The 18,104-nt window shown below is 71.3% G+C and carries 14 protein-coding genes; 12 read left to right on the forward strand and 2 right to left on the reverse strand.

The window, feature by feature from the left end; all coding sequences use genetic code 11:
• The first annotated feature begins 362 nt into the window (after positions 1-362).
• The 8 genes from ssd to ACZ63J_RS23585 all read left to right on the forward strand — a co-directional run bounded on the left by ssd (position 363) and on the right by ACZ63J_RS23585 (position 7,360).
• Entirely contained in the window at positions 363-1,433 is a 1,071-nt protein-coding gene (gene ssd, locus ACZ63J_RS23550; protein WP_465405933.1) for a septum site-determining protein Ssd, read from the forward strand.
• Positions 1,434-2,172: 739 nt separating this feature from the next.
• On the forward strand, positions 2,173-3,324 hold the full coding sequence (locus ACZ63J_RS23555) for a TadA family conjugal transfer-associated ATPase (RefSeq protein WP_465405935.1): 1,152 nt from the start codon (positions 2,173-2,175) through the stop codon (positions 3,322-3,324).
• 64 nt (positions 3,325-3,388) lie between these two features.
• Positions 3,389-4,147, forward strand: coding sequence for a type II secretion system F family protein (locus tag ACZ63J_RS23560; protein ID WP_465405937.1), 759 nt, complete (start codon positions 3,389-3,391; stop codon positions 4,145-4,147).
• Complete coding sequence (locus tag ACZ63J_RS23565) at positions 4,144-4,866, forward strand: type II secretion system F family protein (RefSeq protein WP_465405939.1); 723 nt, start codon at positions 4,144-4,146, stop codon at positions 4,864-4,866. Before ACZ63J_RS23560 ends, ACZ63J_RS23565 begins: the two co-directional genes overlap by 4 nt.
• A 28-nt stretch (positions 4,867-4,894) precedes the next feature.
• Positions 4,895-5,071, forward strand: a complete 177-nt coding sequence (locus ACZ63J_RS23570; protein ID WP_465301250.1) for a DUF4244 domain-containing protein — start codon at positions 4,895-4,897, stop codon at positions 5,069-5,071.
• 20 nt (positions 5,072-5,091) lie between these two features.
• Complete coding sequence (locus ACZ63J_RS23575) at positions 5,092-5,427, forward strand: TadE family type IV pilus minor pilin (protein WP_465406058.1); 336 nt, start codon at positions 5,092-5,094, stop codon at positions 5,425-5,427.
• Positions 5,414-5,818 carry an Rv3654c family TadE-like protein gene (locus ACZ63J_RS23580; RefSeq protein WP_465405940.1) on the forward strand — a complete coding sequence of 135 codons (405 nt, stop codon included), beginning with the start codon at positions 5,414-5,416 and terminating at the stop codon, positions 5,816-5,818. Before ACZ63J_RS23575 ends, ACZ63J_RS23580 begins: the two co-directional genes overlap by 14 nt.
• 924 nt (positions 5,819-6,742) lie before the next feature.
• Positions 6,743-7,360: a bifunctional DNA primase/polymerase gene (locus tag ACZ63J_RS23585; RefSeq protein WP_465405944.1), complete on the forward strand. Its 618-nt coding sequence runs from the start codon at positions 6,743-6,745 to the stop codon at positions 7,358-7,360.
• Positions 7,361-7,444: 84 nt separating this feature from the next.
• Here the strand turns inward: ACZ63J_RS23585 and ACZ63J_RS23590 are convergent, their stop codons facing one another.
• The gene (locus ACZ63J_RS23590) at positions 7,445-9,856 is read right to left on the reverse strand and encodes a DEAD/DEAH box helicase (protein ID WP_465406060.1); all 2,412 of its coding nucleotides are present in this window, start codon (positions 9,854-9,856) and stop codon (positions 7,445-7,447) included.
• Between the two features lie 359 nt (positions 9,857-10,215).
• Here ACZ63J_RS23590 and ACZ63J_RS23595 point away from each other — a divergent pair, with 359 nt between their 5' ends.
• From ACZ63J_RS23595 to ACZ63J_RS23605, 3 genes are all read left to right on the forward strand, one after another.
• Positions 10,216-12,510 (forward strand): sodium-translocating pyrophosphatase, encoded by a 2,295-nt coding sequence (locus ACZ63J_RS23595; RefSeq protein ID WP_465405949.1) that lies wholly within the window; start codon positions 10,216-10,218, stop codon positions 12,508-12,510.
• 158 nt (positions 12,511-12,668) lie between these two features.
• A complete protein-coding gene (locus ACZ63J_RS23600; protein ID WP_465439608.1) occupies positions 12,669-13,256 on the forward strand; it encodes a hypothetical protein in 588 nt (195 codons plus the stop codon).
• Between the two features lie 51 nt (positions 13,257-13,307).
• Positions 13,308-13,958, forward strand: a complete 651-nt coding sequence (locus ACZ63J_RS23605; protein ID WP_465334058.1) for a hypothetical protein — start codon at positions 13,308-13,310, stop codon at positions 13,956-13,958.
• Positions 13,959-13,976: 18 nt separating this feature from the next.
• Here ACZ63J_RS23605 and ACZ63J_RS23610 read toward each other — a convergent pair whose 3' ends face one another.
• Positions 13,977-14,783: a S1 family peptidase gene (locus tag ACZ63J_RS23610; RefSeq protein WP_465405953.1), complete on the reverse strand. Its 807-nt coding sequence runs from the start codon at positions 14,781-14,783 to the stop codon at positions 13,977-13,979.
• Between the two features lie 320 nt (positions 14,784-15,103).
• On the opposite strand from ACZ63J_RS23610, the gene topA reads away from it, so the two are divergent.
• A complete protein-coding gene (gene topA, locus ACZ63J_RS23615) occupies positions 15,104-17,959 on the forward strand; it encodes a type I DNA topoisomerase (RefSeq protein ID WP_465405955.1) in 2,856 nt (951 codons plus the stop codon).
• The last annotated feature ends 145 nt before the right edge of the window (positions 17,960-18,104 follow it).

Raw genomic sequence — 18,104 nt, forward strand, 5'->3', positions numbered from 1 at the left:
TTACAGTGAGGGAGCCCGGTGTCCAACCGGGCCGGTTCAGTCCGACCCCCCGGGGCTGAACCCTCGGCGGCCCCCGTCCCTCCCCCCTGGCGGGGGCCGCCCTCTTAACCTTCCGCTTGCTTTCGCCGTTTCCCTTGGCACGGCTTGATCGCGCGGTTCGGGCGGGCATCGAATCCTCGGCGCGGCGATCATCCCACGGCCCACCGACAGAACCGGCCCGCGAGCGGTTCCCCGGGCGGCAGTTGTCCACAACACCCCGGTTGTCCACAGCCGGCCCCCCGACCCGTTGTGCCGCCGCACCCCCGACCGCGACGGTGGAAGCCGGGCCACCCACGGCCCGCACCGACGACGGGGGAGAACGCATGACGGGGGAACGACCGCTGGTGGTCGCCGCGGACGAAACCGTGCTCGACGAGATCCTGCGCGTGGCCGCGGTCGCGGGCTGCGAGCTCGACCGGGCACCGGACCTGACGGCGGCCCGGAGCCACTGGGCCCGCGCGCCGCTGGTGGTGCTCGACGAGGAAACCGCGCGGCTGCCACCCACGCTGCCACGGCGTCGCGGCATCGTCCTGGTCTGCAAGGGCAGCCCGGGGCCGAGGACGTGGAAACACGCGTTCGAGGTCGGCGTCGAGCGCGTGATCTCGTTGCCGGACGAGGAGACGGAGCTGGCGGGCGCGTTCGCCGACGTCGTCGAAACCCCGGCCGAGCAGGCCGGCCTGGTCCTGGCGGTGGTCGGCGGCCGCGGCGGCGCGGGCGCATCGGTCTTCGCGACGGCACTGGCCCTGGCAGCCGACTGCGACCCGGGCGGCGCCCTGTTGGTCGACTGCGACCCCCTGGGCGGCGGTCTGGATCTTTTGCTGGGCTTGGAAAAGACCCCCGGCCCCCGTTGGTCGGAGGTGAAGCTGACCGGCCGAATCTCGGTGACGTCACTGGCAGCGGCCCTCCCGAAAAAGCGCCACCGCGGCGGCAGCCTCCCGGTCCTGGCGTGCGGCACCGAGGGCGAAGGCCCGGAGGCGAACTCGTTGTCGGCGGTCCTGGCGGCAGGCCGCCGCGCAGGCCGCACGGTGGTGTGCGACCTCCCGAGAACGTTGACGGAGGCAGCAGCGAGCGCGGTGAGCGCGGCCGACCTGGTGGTCCTCCTGGCCCCGATCGAGTTCCGCGCCTCCGCGGCGGCCAAGCAGGTCCTGCACGGCCTGTCAAAACTGACGGCCCGAGTCGGCATAGTCGCATGTGGACGGTCCAGGGCAGGGGTATCCCCAACCCGCGCGGCAGGCATCCTCGGCCCGCCTTTGCTGGCCTCGATGCTCCCGGAGCGAGGCCTGGCGATGGCCCTGGAGCGAGGCGAGTTCCCGACCAAACCATCGGGCCCGCTGGCGGCGGCAGCAGCAAGGGTCCTGTCAGTAGCCCACCGCGAAGCCCAGGCGGCGGCCTGATGAGAACGGCGAACGATCTCCGCGGCCCGGTGCCCCCAACCAGAGTGAGCGACCTGTTGCTCCCAACCCTCCTGACGCTCGCTGGCCGCGGCCAGGCAAGCGCGGAGAGCTTTCTGCGGTCGTTGCCACCCCAGGCGAGCCCATCTCGCCCTCCGCGTCCGTCGTGCGGAACCCGCGTGACGGCCGCTCTCGCCGAATCTCTCCACCATCCGCGAGTGCCGTCGGGCACGGCGTGTCCGGCCGAGGGCTCGCGCCACCCGTGCTCGTCGCCCGGCACTCGCGTGACTGCCACTCTCGCCGAGCCTCTCGACCATCCGCGCCCATCGTCCGGAACCCGCGTGACAGCCACCCGCGCCGAAGCCCTCGACCATCCGCGCCCGCCGTCGGGTACTCGCGTGACGGCCAGCCTCGCCGAAGCCCTTCACGATCCGCGCCCGCCGTCGGGTACTCGCGTGCCGGCCAGCCTCGCCGAAGCCCTTCACGATCCGCGCTCGCCGTCGGGCACTCGCGTGACGGCATGCGTCGCCGACGATCCCTCCTCTCCATCCCTGTCGTCCGGAACGCGCGTGACGGCGCGCCTCGCCGCAGGTCCCCGCGATCCGCGCCCACCGTCCGAAACCCCCGTGCCGGCCCTCCCCGCCGAAGCCCTCCACCATCCGAGCCCGGTCACCAGGCACCCGCGCGACAGCCGCAGACCGAGCCCCGAGCCAACACCAACCAGCCCCCAGGCGGTGAACCCATGACCACCGACTTCGTCGACCGAGTCCGCAACCGCCTCGCCGGCGACCGCCGCCAGGCCGACCCCGTCGCCGTCGCGACCGCGGTCCGGGCCGAAGCCGGCGGCGCCCTCGGCCACGACGCCGTGCTCGACGCCGCCCGCCAAGCCCGCGACGAGTTCATCGGCGCCGGCCCCCTCGCCCCGCTCCTCGAGGACCCCTCGACCACCGACGTCCTCGTCACCGGCCCGAACGAGGTCTGGACAGACGGCCCCGAAGGCCTCACCCGCACCGGCATCACCTTCAACGGCGAAGAGTCCGTTCGCCGCCTGGCCCAACGCCTCGCCCTCACCGCCGGCCGCCGGCTCGACGACGCACAGCCCTATGTGGACGGCTGGCTCCCCGGCTCCGGCCCCCACGGCCGGATACGCATCCACGCGGTCCTCCCGCCGATCGCCACGAACGGCACCTGCCTGTCCCTCCGCGTCCTCCGCCCGGCAACCCACGACCTCACCACCCTCCGCGAGCTCGGCGCCTTCGACGCGGCCGGCGCCCAGATCCTGGACACCGTCGTCGCGCGGCGGATGGCGTTCCTGGTCACCGGCGGCACCGGCGCGGGCAAGACCACACTCCTGGCCGCGCTGCTCGGCGCGGTCGACCCCACCGAGCGCATCGTCTGCGTCGAGGACGCCGGCGAGCTGCAGCCCGCGCACCCGCAGTTCGTCAGCCTCGTCGCTCGACCGGCCAATGTGGAGGGTGCCGGCGCGGTCGGCCTGCCCGAGCTCGTGCGCCAAGCGTTGCGCATGCGCCCGGACAGGCTGGTGGTCGGCGAGGTCCGCGGCGCCGAGGTCGGCGCTCTGCTCACGGCGCTCAACACCGGCCACGACGGCGGCGCCTGCACCGTCCATGCCAACTCGCCGGCCGAAGTGCCCGCCCGCATCGAGGCGCTGGCCGCGCTCGGCGGTCTCGGCCGCGAAGCCGTCCACAGCCAGCTCGTCGCCGCGATCCGGGTCGTCCTCCACATGAGACGCGAGCCGGGCGGCCGACGGCGCCTCGCCGAAGTCGGCGTTCTCCGCGCCGAACACGGCCGCGCCCGCGTCGTGCCGGTGTGGCGCGCGGGCCGCTGGACCGTCGATCGCCACCTGTTCGTCACGACGGGAGCGCTCACGTGCTGACCCTCCTGATCGTGCGTTTTTCCTTGCTGGTGAACATCTTCCCGCGCCGGCGAAGGAGGCCACGATGATCACCGCGTGGCTCCCGCTGTGCGTCGGCGCGGCCCTGGCGTGCTGGCCCGCGGCCCCGACCCGGCTCCAAAGGGCAGTCGAGAAACCGGCGACGATCCGGATCCCCGACGTCTGGGGTGTCATCCGGTGGCTGCTTCCCGCCGCGCTCGCCGGCCTGCTCGCGGGAGTCGGCGGCGCGCTGGCCGCCGGTGTGCTCACGCTGGCATGGCGCCAGGAATGGCAGTCCCACCGCCGCGGCGCCGCGGAGCTCGCGATGGCCGCGCACACCGCAACGGCGTTGCGCACGATGGTGGCCGAGCTCCGATCCGGCGCCCACCCGGTGACAGCGGCGGAAGCGGCCGCGGAAGCCGTCCCGGCCGTGGCCGGCGACCTCCGCGCCCTGGCGACGGCGGCTCGCCTCGACGGCGAGCTGCGCGCACCGGCACTTCCGGAGCTCGCCGCCGCCTGGACGCTGGGCAAGCGCTACGGCCTGCCGATGGCTGACGTCCTCGACGCGGCCCGCCGCGACGCCGAAGCCGGCCTGGCCTTCGCTCGCCGGATGCGCGCGAAACTGGCCGGCCCCCGCGCGAGCGCGGCCGTGCTCACCGGGCTCCCGGCTCTGTGCGTGCTGCTCGGGCAGGTCATGGGCGCGGCGCCGCTGTCGGTCCTGGCCGGAAGCACGCCGGGCCAGCTGCTGCTGGTCGTCGGCAGTGTCCTGCTCTGGGCGGGGACGGCCTGGTGCCGCGCCCTGACCGGACGGGTGCGGATCCGATGAACGCGGCGGCCCTCCTTCTCTTCGGCGGCGCCCTCCTCATCTGGCCAGCCGACGCAGCCGTCGCGCGGCGCTTCGACTGGCTGGCCGGTCGGAAACCGCAACCCGCCCGCAAATGGCACCCAGCGATACCGCACATCGCGACAACACTCGGCGGCGTCTCGACGGCCGTGCTGATCGGCGGCCTGACCGGAGTGATCGTGGGCGCCGCCATCACGGCCACCGGATGGTGGGCGATTCGCAGAACCCGCCGTCCGAGCGCCCCGGCGATCGACATCGCGGTGAAACTGCGACTGGCCGGAACACTCGACCTCCTGGCCGCGTGCCTGCGAGCCGGCCTGCCGGTCTCCTCCGCACTCGATGCGGTATCCGGCACAACACCGACCGAGGCGGGCGCGGCCCTGCGCTCGACGGCCGGGCTGCTCGCCCTCGGCTCCACACCCGACGAGGCCTGGGCGCCGGTGCGGGCGGTCCCGGGCCTCGCGGAGCTGGCGGCGGCAGCGATCCGGACGTCCCGCTCGGGCGCCGCGTTCGCCACCGCGGCGGCCGACCTCGCGACCCGCTTCCGCGACGAGCTGGACACCGGCGCGGAGGAACGAGCCGAGCGCGCGGGAGTAGCTCTCGCGCTGCCGGTCGGCCTCTGTTTCTTACCGGCCTTCTTCTGCCTGGGCGTGCTGCCGGTCGTCCTGGGCCTCGCCGGACGTCTCGGCCCGCTCTTCTGACCCACGTAAGAACAACGAAGGGAATCCCATGCGCGCGTTCCACCACAGCCCCGGCTCCGACGACGGCTCCACGACGGTCGAGTACGCGATCGTCACGGTCGCCGTCGCGGCGTTCGCCGCTGTCCTCTACACCCTGCTCACCGGTGACTCAGTGGTGTCGTGGCTGACGAGCCTGGTCATGAAGGCCCTGACGGTGCCCTCGTGAGCCGCCGCGACGAAGGCTCGGTGACGGTCGAGGCAGCGCTCGGCTTGGCGGGTCTGACCGTGGTCACGGTGCTGCTCCTCGCAGGCCTGACGGTCCTGACAGGCCAACTGCGCTGCACGGACGCAGCCCGCGAAGCAGCGCGCCTGCTGGCAAGAGGCCAGCCCGCCGAAGCGGCGTCGGCGGTCCACACGATCGCCCCACCGGGCGCGAACCTGGACATACGCCAGGAAGGCGACGCAATAACGGTAAGGGTGACAGCCCAACCGGCCGGCGGCCTGCTCCCGGCCATCCACCTGGACGCAACGGCCTACGCAATGGCCGAGCCGGGAACGGAGGCCACCGATGCAGAAGGCTGACCGACAGCCTCGACGTGCCGAGCAGGGCCAGTCCCCCGACGACCACGACGACAGCGGAGTGGCCACGATCTGGACAGCCATGGCGGTGGCAGCGCTGACCGGCATAGCGGTCCTGGGCTGCTGGCTAGGCGCGGCGGTCCTCGCACGCCACAGGGCGGAGACAGCAGCCGACCTAGGCGCCCTCGCGGCAGCCTCGCATGCGGCAGAGGGACCCATCAGGGCGTGCGAGCGAGCCCGGTGGATCGCGGACCGGATGGAAGTAGCACTCCTGACCTGCCGATGGCAGCGCCTCGACGCCCTGGTCGAAGTCCAGGCCCCGAGCTTCGCCTTGGCGGGCCTGCCAGGCCCATCCGCCCGCGCCCGAGCCGGCCCCACCGGCCGCGCGCCGTGATCCTCGCGCCGGTGCCAGCCCCACCGGCGGCTCGCCGTGACCATCGCGCCTCGCGCCCGCGTCGGCCTGACCGGCGGCTCGCCGTGACCATCGCGCCTCGCGCCCGCGTCGGCCTGACCGGCGGCTCGCCGTGACCATTGCGCCCCGCGCTGGCCTGACCGGCGGCGCGCCATGACCATCGCGCGCCCCGCGCCCGCACTGGCCTCACCGGCCGCTCGCCGTGACCATCGCGCCCCGCGCCTCGCGCCCGCGCTGGCCCACCGGCCGCTCGCCGTGAGCATCGCGGCCCGGGCCCGCATCCTCGGCCAGTACCCACTGCCAGCCCGTCCGCCCGGCCCGCCCGCGGGCCAGGCCAGCCCGGCCGTTCGCCCACCCATGGGCCCGGCCGCTGCGTCCCTTCACAACCGCGCCGGCGACCGGCCATCTCCAGCGGTCGGGCCCTGTTCGCCTGCCGGGTCCACCCCGTGACCACCAGCTACCCGGCCCCCGAAGCCTCGACGCCCCACTCACCGGGACTCTCCGCCCACCGGACGCCGACCGGTCGGTATGCGGCGATGACCGGCTGATCCGCGGGACCCGACGATGAGCGGCGGATGGTCACGGGCAGCGGTCGCCAGTGCACGGCGAGCGGTCGAAAAAGCTGCCCACCTGGGCCGATAGGCGGTAGCGCTGCCCCCGCAGGCTCCTTCTCCGACGTGGGCTCCCCGCGACGAACGGTCCGTGTGCGGTCGCCGCTCACCGTCGATCCGCGCCGCCGGGTTCGGTCCGGCGGTTCGGGCTACTGGGCGTTCATCGCCCAGTAACCACCGGTTGTCGCGCGGGGGTTCCGGGCAATGTGCAACTTGCCGTTAAGTGAGATGTGCGACACCACGACAGCGTTTAGCTCCGGGGTCGCGGAGAACCGGAACCTAAGGCAGGAAAACAATGTTGGACGCGAATTGGCCGGACAGCTGGCGGGGCGCCTTCCGCATCGAACTGCGCGCGGAGGCGATCGGACTCGCCTGGCGTGGCTGGCCGGTGCTCCCGGGCGTCAACCCCGCTCCGCTCACCGACGGCGACGACCTCACCTGGCGTCGTCCGGTCCCGGCCAGTGACGCCTGGCGCGAGCAGATCGGCACCCACGCCCACGAGGTCGCCACCTGGTTCTCCGACCGCACCCACAGCCTCCTCGTCGCCACCGGCACCGTCCTCGACGCCATCGAGGTCGACGACGAGCTCGGCAAGCGCGCCTGCCGCCTGCTCCGCACCCTCGGTCACCCGGCGCCGATCATCGCGCTGCCGAACGGCCGCTGGCTCTTCCTCACCACCGTCGCCGACCGCGTGCCGGCCGAGCTGGCAGCCGAGGCCACGATCCAGTGGCACGGCAAGGACAGCTGGATCCCGCTGCCGCCGTCGCCGTTCCAGCACGGTGTTGTGCACTGGCGCGTCAAGCCCGAGGTCTGCGGCTGGCAGCTGCCGGACGCCGCCGAGGTGCACGACGTTCTCGTGCGCGCCCTGGCCGGCGCCGACGCCGCGCAGCTGGTTCAGACCACTGCGGCCTGACCCACCCGAACCACCGCCGGCGGCCGGTCCCAGCCCGGCCGCGGCGGAGCAGGACACAACTCCATGAACCACCAAGTGGCCGTTCTAGGCACCGTGTAGACGCAACGCCCCGAGCACGGTGTCCAGGACTGCCACCGCACCCGCCTTGTCCAGCGGATCGTTGCCGTTCCCGCACTTCGGCGACTGGACGCAGGACGGGCAACCCGTCGGGCACTCACAGGAGACGATCGCCTCCCGCGTTGCGGCCAGCCACGGGACAATCGCGGCATAACCGCGTTCGGCAAATCCCGCACCCCCGGGATGGCCGTCATGCACGAACACCGTCGCCTCCCCGGTGTCTTCGTGCCACGCGGTGCTCACCCCGCCGATGTCCCACCGGTCGCACGTAGCGAACAGCGGTAGCAGGCCGATCGCCGCGTGCTCGGCGGCATGCAGGGCACCGGGGACCCGTGCCGGAACCAATCCGGCACCCCCCGGTGCCCTGCCACCCTCGTGAGTGGGCCCCCGACCGCTCGCCAGGGTTTCCTCCCCGGTCCCCACCGGCCCCGCAGATTCGGTCCCCACCCGATGGCCCCCGGTCCTCGCCTCGCCATCGGCTGAAGACGCGAGCAGCTCCGCCGAGACCGTGTACCAGACCGCCCGCGTGCGCAGACTCTGCTCCGGCAGATCCAACGCGGTGTGGTCCAGCACCTCTCCGGACGGCCGCCGCCGCAGGTAGCCGACCACCTGCGATGTCACGGCCACCTCGCCGAGGCAGACGCTCACCCCGCCGAAGTCCTGCTTCTCGGCAGTGCTCAGCACCGCGATGTCCACGATCTCGCGCGGAGTTGTCGTCCAGTCGGGGTTCTCCGAGTGCACCATCGCCAGCCCGGTCTCCAGGTCCAGCTCGTCGACGACGTACGACGACCCCTGGTGCAGGTAGACGGCCCCCGGATGCACGGCGAAGCACGCCGAACCCGGGTCGACCGTGCCGAGCATCCGGCCGGAGTCCGACTCGACCACCGCGATCTGCTCACCGCCGGTGCCGCGGATGCCGACCTCGGCGTGCGGCCGGTCCCGCGACGTCCAGTACCACCCGCTCGACCGGCGCCGGAGCAGCTTCTGCTCGGCCAGCTCGGTCAGCACCTCCTGGGCCGCCGCACCGCCGAACATCTCCAGCTCGGGAACGGTCAACGGCAGCTCGGCGACGGCGCACGCGAGCTGCGGCGCCAGTACGTACGGGTTCGCCGGGTCGAGCACCGCCGTCTCGACCGGGCGGTCGAGCAGCGCCGCCGGGTGGTGCACCAGATAGGTGTCGAGCGGGTCGTCCCGCGCCACAAAAACCACCAGTGCCGAGTCGCCCGAACGGCCGGCCCGCCCGGCCTGCTGCCAGAACGAAGCGAGCGTGCCCGGGTAACCGGCGAGCACCACCGCGTCCAGCCCCGCGATGTCGACGCCGAGCTCCAGCGCGTTGGTCGTCGCGACGCCAAGAAGCCGTCCCGACAACAACGCCGACTCAAGTGCCCGGCGCTCTTCGGGAAGATATCCAGACCTATACGCCGCAACGGTTTCCGACAACCGAGGGTCCACTTCGGACAAGATGCGACGCGCGCCCAGCGCGGCCAGCTCCGCGCCCCGCCGCGACCGGATGAACGCCAGCGAGCGGGCACCCTCGACAACGAGGTCGGCCAGGATCCGCGACGTCTCCGCGCCCGCCGAGCGCCGGACCGGCGCGCCGTTCTCCCCGGTCAGTTCCTCCAGCAGCGGCGGCTCCCACAACACGACGGTCCGGGCGCCGCGCGGCGACGCGTCTTCCGTCACCGCCTCACACGAAACCCCGGTGAGCCGCGAAGCGAACGAAGCAGGCGAAGCCGTCGTCGCCGAGGCGAGCACGAACACCGGCGACGCGCCATAGTGCTCGGCAACGCGCCGAAGCCGGCGAAGCAGCAGCGCGACATGAGAGCCGAAAACGCCGCGATAGCTGTGGCACTCGTCGACGACCACGCAGCTGAGCCGCCGGAAGAACTGCGCCCACCGGCCGTGCTGCGAAAGAATCCCGCGGTGCAGCATGTCCGGGTTGGTGAACACCCAGTTCGCGTGCGCCCGCACCCAGTCGCGCTCCACCATCGGCGTGTCCCCGTCGAACGACGCGGCCCGGACCCCCGGAACGTCCAAAGAGGACACGGACCGCAGCTGGTCCGCACCCAGCGCCTTCGTCGGGGACAGGTACAGCGCGTTCGCCTTCTCGCCCGCGGCGAGCCGGGATAGCACCGGCAGCTGGTAGGCCAGCGACTTGCCCGACGCCGTGCCGGTCGAAACCACGACGTGACGACCCTCGTACGCGTGCGAAGCGGCTTCGGCCTGGTGCGCCCAAGGGGCCGAAACACCGCAGTCACGCAGCGCAGTCACCACGGCCGGATCGGCCCAAGACGGCCACTCTGCGTAGCGCGCGTTCCGGCCCGGCAGGTCGGCCACGTGCGTGACCGGGTTCTCGCGCGCCGGGATGCCGGCGGTCACCCGCCCCAGCAGCCGCCGCCCCCGTGAGTCGTCCACCAGCCGAGCTTGGCACAGGGGTCCGACAGTTCTCGCATCTCGGAGCGATCCCCAGCTGCGCCAACGGATCGGCGAACGAGTGATCGATCAAGTGAGGAGCCTCACAAGGTAACGGAATGTACCGTCACCGGGACGGCGTGAAGACGCTGGTTGCGATACCAATACACTCCCGCAATCCACACCCTCTGTGGTGAGCGTCATGTGAGACGTGCGTTGCTGCCCGGCTAGCGTGTCGCTCCGTACAGGGTCCATGCCAGCGTCGGCCGTGTCGAACCCTCGGCCTGCCGTCGACGCCGGCGCACGCGACGTCTCCTGGAGGACGAATGTCACGGCAGTTCCTTGCGGAGGGCGGGTCCATCACGCTCTCCGGAAGTGGCTACACGATTGTCGGTGTAGTCGCCGTGGTCGCGCTTGCCGCACTCGTCATCGGCTACGTCCTGCTCAAGGAGGTGCTGGCCGCAGGCCAGGGCACCGCCAAGATGCAGGACATCGCCAAGGCGGTGCAGGAAGGCGCGGCTGCATACCTCAAGCGCCAGCGGAACACTCTCGCCATCTTCGGCGCGATCGTGTTCCTCTTGCTCTTCGCACTTCCCGCGGACGACTGGAACGAGAAGATCGGCCGGTCGCTCTTCTTCCTGGTCGGCGCCGGGTTCTCGTTCGCGATCGGCTACCTCGGCATGTGGCTGGCGACGCAGGCGAACCTGCGCGTGGCCGCCGCGTCGCGCGAGGAAGGCGGCCGTGAGGTCGCCATGCGCGTGGCGTTCCGCACCGGTGGTGTGGTCGGCATGATCACCGTCGGTCTCGGCCTCTTCGGTGCCGCGGTCGTCGTGCTGGTCTACACCGGCCAGGCGCCCAAGGTGCTGGAGGGCTTCGGTTTCGGCGCCGCGCTGATCGCGATGTTCATGCGTGTCGGCGGCGGCATCTTCACCAAGGCCGCGGACGTCGGCGCCGACCTCGTCGGCAAGGTCGAGCAGGGCATCCCGGAGGACGACCCGCGCAACGCCGCGACCATCGCGGACAACGTGGGTGACAACGTCGGTGACTGCGCCGGCATGGCCGCGGACCTCTTCGAGTCCTACGCCGTCATGCTCGTCGCCGCGCTGATCCTGGGCAGCACCGCCTTCGGTGTGCACGGCCTGATCTTCCCGCTGATCGTGCCGGCCATCGGTGTGATCACCGCCGTGATCGGTGTCTACATCACGAAGGCGCGCGTCGGCGAAGGCGGTCTCGTCACGATCAACCGCTCCTTCTACATCTCCGCGGTCATCTCCGCGGTGCTGTCGGCGATCGCGGCGTTCGTGTACCTGCCGAGCAGCTTCTCCGACTTCGGCGCGGGCTTCGAGAACACGGGCAACCCGGCGGTCATCGCGACCGTCGCGGTGATCATCGGCATCGTGCTCGCCGCGGTCATCCTGAAGCTGACCGGGTACTACACCGGCACGGAGTACAAGCCGGTCAAGGACGTCGCGCAGACGTCGGAGACCGGTGGCGCGACCGTCATCCTGTCCGGCATCTCGGTCGGTTTCGAGTCCGCCGTCTACACCGCTCTCGTGATCGGCGCGGCCGTGTTCGGCGCGTACCTGCTGGGCGGCGGTGTCGCGCTGTTCGCCGTGGCGCTGGCCGGCACCGGCCTGCTGACCACCGTCGGCGTCATCGTCGCGATGGACACCTTCGGCCCGGTTTCGGACAACGCGCAGGGCATCGCCGAGATGTCGGGCGACGTCGACGAGAAGGCCGCGCAGATCCTCACCGAGCTGGACGCGGTCGGCAACACCACCAAGGCCATCACCAAGGGCATCGCGATCGCCACGGCGGTCCTCGCGGCGACGGCGCTGTTCGGCTCCTACTCCGACGCGATCACGAAGACGCTGGCGGGCATGGGCAACGGCGTGGTCACCGGCATGGACGCGGCCAAGTCGTTCGTCAACACGATCGTCAGCCCGAACACGCTGGTCGGCGTGATCGTCGGCGCGGCCGTGGTCTTCATGTTCTCCGGTCTCGCGGTCAACGCGGTGTCCCGGGCCGCCGGCGCGGTCGTCTACGAAGTGCGCCGCCAGTTCCGCGACATCCCGGGCATCATGGAGGGCACCACCCGTCCCGAGTACGGCAAGGTCGTCGACATCGTCACGCGCGACTCGCTGCGTGAGCTGACGACGCCGGGTCTGCTGGCGGTCTTCGCCCCGATCGCGGTCGGTTTCGGCCTGGGCACCGGCGCGCTCGCCGGCTACCTGGCCGGCGCGATCGCCTGCGGCACCCTGATGGCGATCTTCCTCGCCAACTCCGGTGGCGCGTGGGACAACGCGAAGAAGCTGGTCGAGGACGGCAACCACGGCGGCAAGGGCTCGTCCGCGCACGAGGCCACCATCATCGGTGACACCGTGGGTGACCCGTTCAAGGACACCGCCGGCCCGGCGATCAACCCGCTGATCAAGGTGATGAACCTGGTCTCCGTGCTGATCGCGCCCGCCATCGTGCAGTTCACGATCGGCGAGAACGCCAACACCGCGGTGCGCATCATCATTTCGCTGGTGGCGGTCGCCATCATCGTCGCGGCGATCGTGGTGTCGAAGCGCCGGGGAACGGTCCTCACGGACACCCCGACCGAGATCACCGCCTGAGTTCCACAGCGATACCCCGTACCCGGGCCCGGCACGCAGCGTCGCGTGCCGGGCCCGGGGCGTGTCAGGTCATCCCACACTGGCCCGGCGACTTGCGAAGCGGCACCGAGTCGGTACCGTCGGGCCGTCCGGGACGTCGTCGAGCAGGAGGTGTGCAGGTGCGGCCGCGGTCAACCGTCTTCGCCGCTCTGACCACGACGATCACGATCGGCCTCGCCGGCTGCGGGCAGCAAGCCACGCAGACGCCGGCGCGGGACCAGGGTTTGTCGGTGACGACCGTGGTGCCGCAGGCCGATCCCGCGGCGAGATGGGCGGACGGCTACTGCGGCGCGGTGACCCACCTGGTCCGCGCGCTGGCGGAACTCCCCACCGTCGACCCGAGCACGCCGCAGCAGGCCTCTCGGACGTCCAGCGACCTGCTCTCCTCGGTGGTCGGTGGGCTCGACCGGAGCCTCGCCGGGCTGAACGCGCTCGGCGCGCCGCCGGTGCCGTCCTCGGACGGCGGCCGCAAGGACGTCATCGCGCAGCTCGCCGAGATCCGGGCGCAGGCCGAGGCCGCGCGCCAGCGCATCGACGCCGTCCGTGGTGACGCGGGCGCGACGAAGGACGCACTGGGCCAGGCCAGGGCCACGCTGGACCGCATCGACGCGCTCGACTACCTCCGGGGCCTCAAGGGCGTCCCTGCCCTCGCAGCGGCCGAACAGCGCGCGGAGAGCTGCCGTCGGCTCGATCAACCACCTCGGTGAAGATCGGCGTGACCCTCGCCACGAATCGAACTTGTGTTCTAGTATGTCCCGGTGGATCGGACGATCTCGCTCTTCTCCGCGGAGGCCAGCGGGCCGGGTCTGGGCGACCTGGCCGGGCTGTTGTGCTGCCACGGCCAGATCACCGGCTTCGGGCGCACCGCCGCGCGGCTGTCGGTGGTCGTCGAGGAGCCGTGGCGGGCGCACATCCTCGCCCGTGAACTCCGTCAGCGCGGCGCGGACGCCCAGGTCTCGAAGGCCGACTGCGGCAGCCCGCAGGTCCGGACGTCGTTCCGGGTCGACCTGCTCCCGCTGGCGCTGAGCTGGCTGCGTGAGGGCTGCGCGGGCCCGGTGGAGGACGACTCGGGCAAGGCGGTGCCGGCCGGTTTCCGGCTGAGCGGGGCGATGCTGCGGATGTGGGCGCTGGCCGGCGGCCGGCCGGGAACGCAGGGGTATCTCCTGGCCGTCGACCCGCTGGCGCCGGGCATGCACGAGCGGCTGGTCGAGGCGCTGACGCCGTTGGGCGTGCTGGCGAAGCTGACCGGCCCGAAGGCCGAGGTCCCGGCCGTGAAGGTCACCGGGAAACGCAGGTTGGAGGCACTGCTGGAGCTCATCGGGGAGCCGCCGCCGGGCGCCGAAGCGGCGTGGCCCGGCGCGGCGCCGCAGCCGGTCTCGCACCCGGAGGCCGTGACGAGCACGGCCTGACCGGGTGCGAGAGCCGCGTCAGGGCCGGGGCAGCGTGCAGCCGGCCTGGGTGAGCGCGATTTCGTTGGCCGCGGTCAGGCAGGCGGGGATGCCGTAGGTCTCCTGGCCGTAGTTCGTCAGGTGGTGCACGGTGACGTTGCCGGCCTGGTCGACCTCACACGGGTTGTTCTCCGTGCAGCGCTGGCCGTCCTCGTTGCCGGTGTTGTTCACGCCGACGACCTTGCCGCCGGAGACGATCGGCGAGCCCGACGTGCCGCCGATGGTCTGGCAGGCCGACGTGTAGCGGATCGAGTCCTTCCAGGTCCAGCTGCCTTCCTTGAGCCGGTAGACGAAGCCGTCGACGTTGCAGGAATAGATGCGCTTCCAGTAACCGGAGACGACGTCGATGGCGGCGCCGGCGGTGGGGTGCGCGTTGGACAGCTCCAGCGGCGAGATCCCGTAGCTGGACTTGATCTGCGCGTAGGTGGTGGTGAGCTGGTAGAGCGACACGTCGGTGTCGGTCATCGTCCCGTAGACGATCTTCTTCGCCCGGAGGGTGGCCGTGTTGCCGCCGCTCGCGTTGAGCAGCGTGAACGTCCGGCTGGACGTCCGGTTGGTGATGACCTGGCCGGGGCCGGGGAAGCCGGTCTCGAGGCAGTGCCCGTTGGACATGACGAGCGCGGGTGCGGTGTCCGGCGTCGCGGCCGGTTTGACCACCGAACCCGAGCAGTTGGACAGCGCCACGGTGCCGGCGAAGTTCGCCGCGGCGGCGCTCGCCGGAGTGACTCCTAGTAATACTGTGGCGGTCACGGCGGTGAGCAGGGCGCCGAGGAGGCGTCGGGTCATGGCGGATCCTTTCGGCTGGACGGGGAAACCAGTGAAGCGTTGACCTCCCCGTGGCCACCACCGTCGAACGGAGGGTATCCGGACGGTCACGCGCTAGGCTGCGCGGGACGTGGCCGAAATCACGTGCCCGGTGTAGAGAGGAAACATCGCCGAGGTCAGCGGCGATGCGGTGGACACAGGCTCAGCGGCGTGTTGGGCCACCTCCGCGCCGTCCGGGCCGGAAGAGCGTGCACACTGGCAGGTCGAAGACGCGGGCCCGATGCCCCCGGGGCAGGGCCTGGTCCCGATCGCGGGACGAGATGAGCGGAGAGCAGGACAGCGTGGCAGGAGCACGGACCAAGAAGAACGGAGCCGGGGCGGACAACGGCGCCGGGCACCGGCGGCTCGTTATCGTCGAGTCGCCGACCAAGGCCCGCAAGATCGCCCCCTACCTCGGCGGTGGTTACGTCGTCGAGTCCTCCGTCGGGCACATCCGCGACCTGCCGCGTGGTGCCGCCGACGTGCCCGCCCAGTACAAGGGCGAGGCCTGGGCGCGCCTCGGCGTCGACGTCGACAACGACTTCAAGGCCCTCTACGTCGTGACCCCGGACAAGAAGTCCAAGGTCACCGAGCTCAAGAGCCTGCTCAAGGACGTCGACGAGCTCTACCTCGCGACGGACCCCGACCGCGAGGGCGAGGCCATCGCGTGGCACCTGCTCGAGACGCTCAAGCCGAAGGTCCCGGTCCGCCGGATGGTCTTCCACGAGGTCACCGAGCAGGCCATCCTCGCGGCCGCCGACTCGACCCGTGAGCTGGACGCCGACCTCGTCGACGCCCAGGAGACCCGCCGCATCCTCGACCGCCTGTACGGCTACGAGGTCTCGCCGGTGCTGTGGAAGAAGGTCATGCCGAAGCTTTCGGCGGGCCGCGTGCAGTCCGTGGCGACCCGGATCGTGGTCGAGCGGGAGCGCGAGCGGATGCGCTTCACCTCGGCGTCGTACTGGGACATCTCGGCGACGATGGACGCCGGTGAAGAGGCTTCGCCGCGCACCTTCGGGGCGCGCCTGGTCGCCGTCGACGGCGCGCGCCTGGCCACCGGCCGCGACTTCGGCTCGGACGGGCAGCTCAAGGCGTCGAACAACGAGATCCGCGTGCTGGCGGAGGCCGACGCGCGGCGCCTGGCCGACGCGCTGAAGCAGCGTGACTTCAAGGTCTCGAGCGTCGAGGAGAAGCCGTACACGCGGAAGCCGTACGCGCCCTTCATGACCTCGACGCTGCAGCAGGAGGCGGGCCGCAAGATGCGGTTCACCTCGGAGCGCACCATGCGGATCGCGCAGAAGCTGTACGAGAACGGTTACATCACCTACATGCGTACCGACTCGACGACGCTCTCGGAGTCGGCGATCTCGGCGGCGCGCAGCCAGGCCACGCAGCTGTACGGCAAGGAGTACGTCTCGCCGTCGCCGCGCCAGTACACGCGCAAGGTCAAGAACGCGCAGGAGGCGCACGAGGCGATCCGGCCGTCGGGCGAGGTCTTCCGCACGCCGGGCCAGGTCGCGAGCGAGCTGGACACCGACGAGTACCGCCTCTACGAGATGATCTGGCAGCGCACGATCGCGTCGCAGATGGCGGACGCCAAGGGCACCACGATGTCCGTGCGCATCGTCGGCAACGCGACTTCGGGCGAGGAATGCACCTTCGCCGCTTCGGGCCGCACGATCACCTTCGCGGGCTTCCTGAAGGCGTACGTCGAAGCGGTCGACACCGAGACCGGTGGCGAAGCGGACGACAAGCAGAGCCGCCTGCCGGTGCTCGAGAAGGACCAGGACCTCACCGCCACCGAGCTGAACCCGGACGGGCACACGACGTCGCCGCCGGCGCGCTACTCGGAGCCGAGCCTGGTCAGCAAGCTGGAAGAGCTGGGCATTGGCCGTCCGTCGACGTACGCGTCGATCATCAAGACCATCCAGGACCGCGGTTACGTCTGGAAGAAGGGCTCCGCGCTCGTTCCGTCGTGGGTCGCGTTCGCCGTGATCGGCCTGATGGAACGGCACTTCGAGCGGCTCGTCGACTACGACTTCACCGCCGGCATGGAGGACGAGCTCGACCGCATCGCGGCCGGCAACGAGCAGCGTGCGCAGTGGCTGTCGAAGTTCTACTTCGGCGGCGACATGGGTGTCGACGGCTCGATCGGCCGCCTGGGTGGGCTGAAGAAGCTCGTCGAAGGCAGTGTCGAGGACATCGACGCGCGGGAGATCAACTCGATCCCGCTGTTCAGCGACGCCGACGGCCACACCGTCGTCGTCCGGGTCGGGCGGTACGGGCCGTACCTCGAGCGTGAGGTCGACGGCGAGTCGCAGCGCGCGAACCTGCCCGAGGACCTGCCGCCGGACGAGCTCTCGCAGGAGATCGCGGAGAAGCTGTTCGCGACCCCGCAGGAGGGCCGCACGCTGGGCAACGACCCGGTCAGCGGGCACCCGATCGTCGCGAAGGAAGGCCGCTTCGGGCCGTACGTGACCGAGGTGCTGCCGGAGATCGAGATCCCCGAGGACGCCACGGCCGCCCAGAAGAAGGCCGCCAAGGCGAAGGCGCCGAAGCCGCGTACGGGCTCGCTGTTCAAGTCGATGGACATCGAGACGATCACGCTCGAGGACGCGCTGAAGCTGCTTTCGCTGCCGCGCGTCGTCGGCAAGGACCCAGAGTCCGGTGACGAGATCACCGCGCAGAACGGGCGCTACGGGCCGTACCTGAAGAAGGGCACGGACTCGCGCTCGCTCTCGACCGAGGACCAGCTGTTCTCGATCACCGTCGAAGAGGCGCTGAAGATCTACGCGGAGCCGAAGCAGCGTGGGCGGTCCGCGACGGCGAAGCCGCCGCTCAAGGAGCTCGGCGAGGACCCGGTGTCGAAGAAGCCGATGGTGGTCAAGGACGGCCGGTTCGGCCCGTACGTGACCGACGGCGAGTACAACGCCACCTTGCGCAAGGGTGACGACATCGACGAGCTGACCGCGGAGCGCGCGTCCGAGCTGCTGGCGGAGAAGCGGGCGAAGGGGCCGGCGCCGAAGCGGAAGGCTCCGGCGCGCAAGCCGGCTTCGACGACGGCGAAGACGGTCAAGGCGGGCACGAGCAAGACTTCGAAGGCCGCGGCCGCGAAGTCGACCACCACGAAGCGTTCAACGGCGACGAAGACGAAGTAGTCACCGCACTCGCTCACGGAGGCCTCCTCATCGGCTGATGGGGAGGCCTTCGTGGTCTCCGGCCACACTTTCGGGTGACACTTCGAACGGATGTTCGGGAAATTGTCGGTGGTCCCGGGTTCCATGAACGCGTGACCACAACGCC

The sequence above is a fragment of the Amycolatopsis sp. NPDC104863 genome, assembly GCF_055582965.1.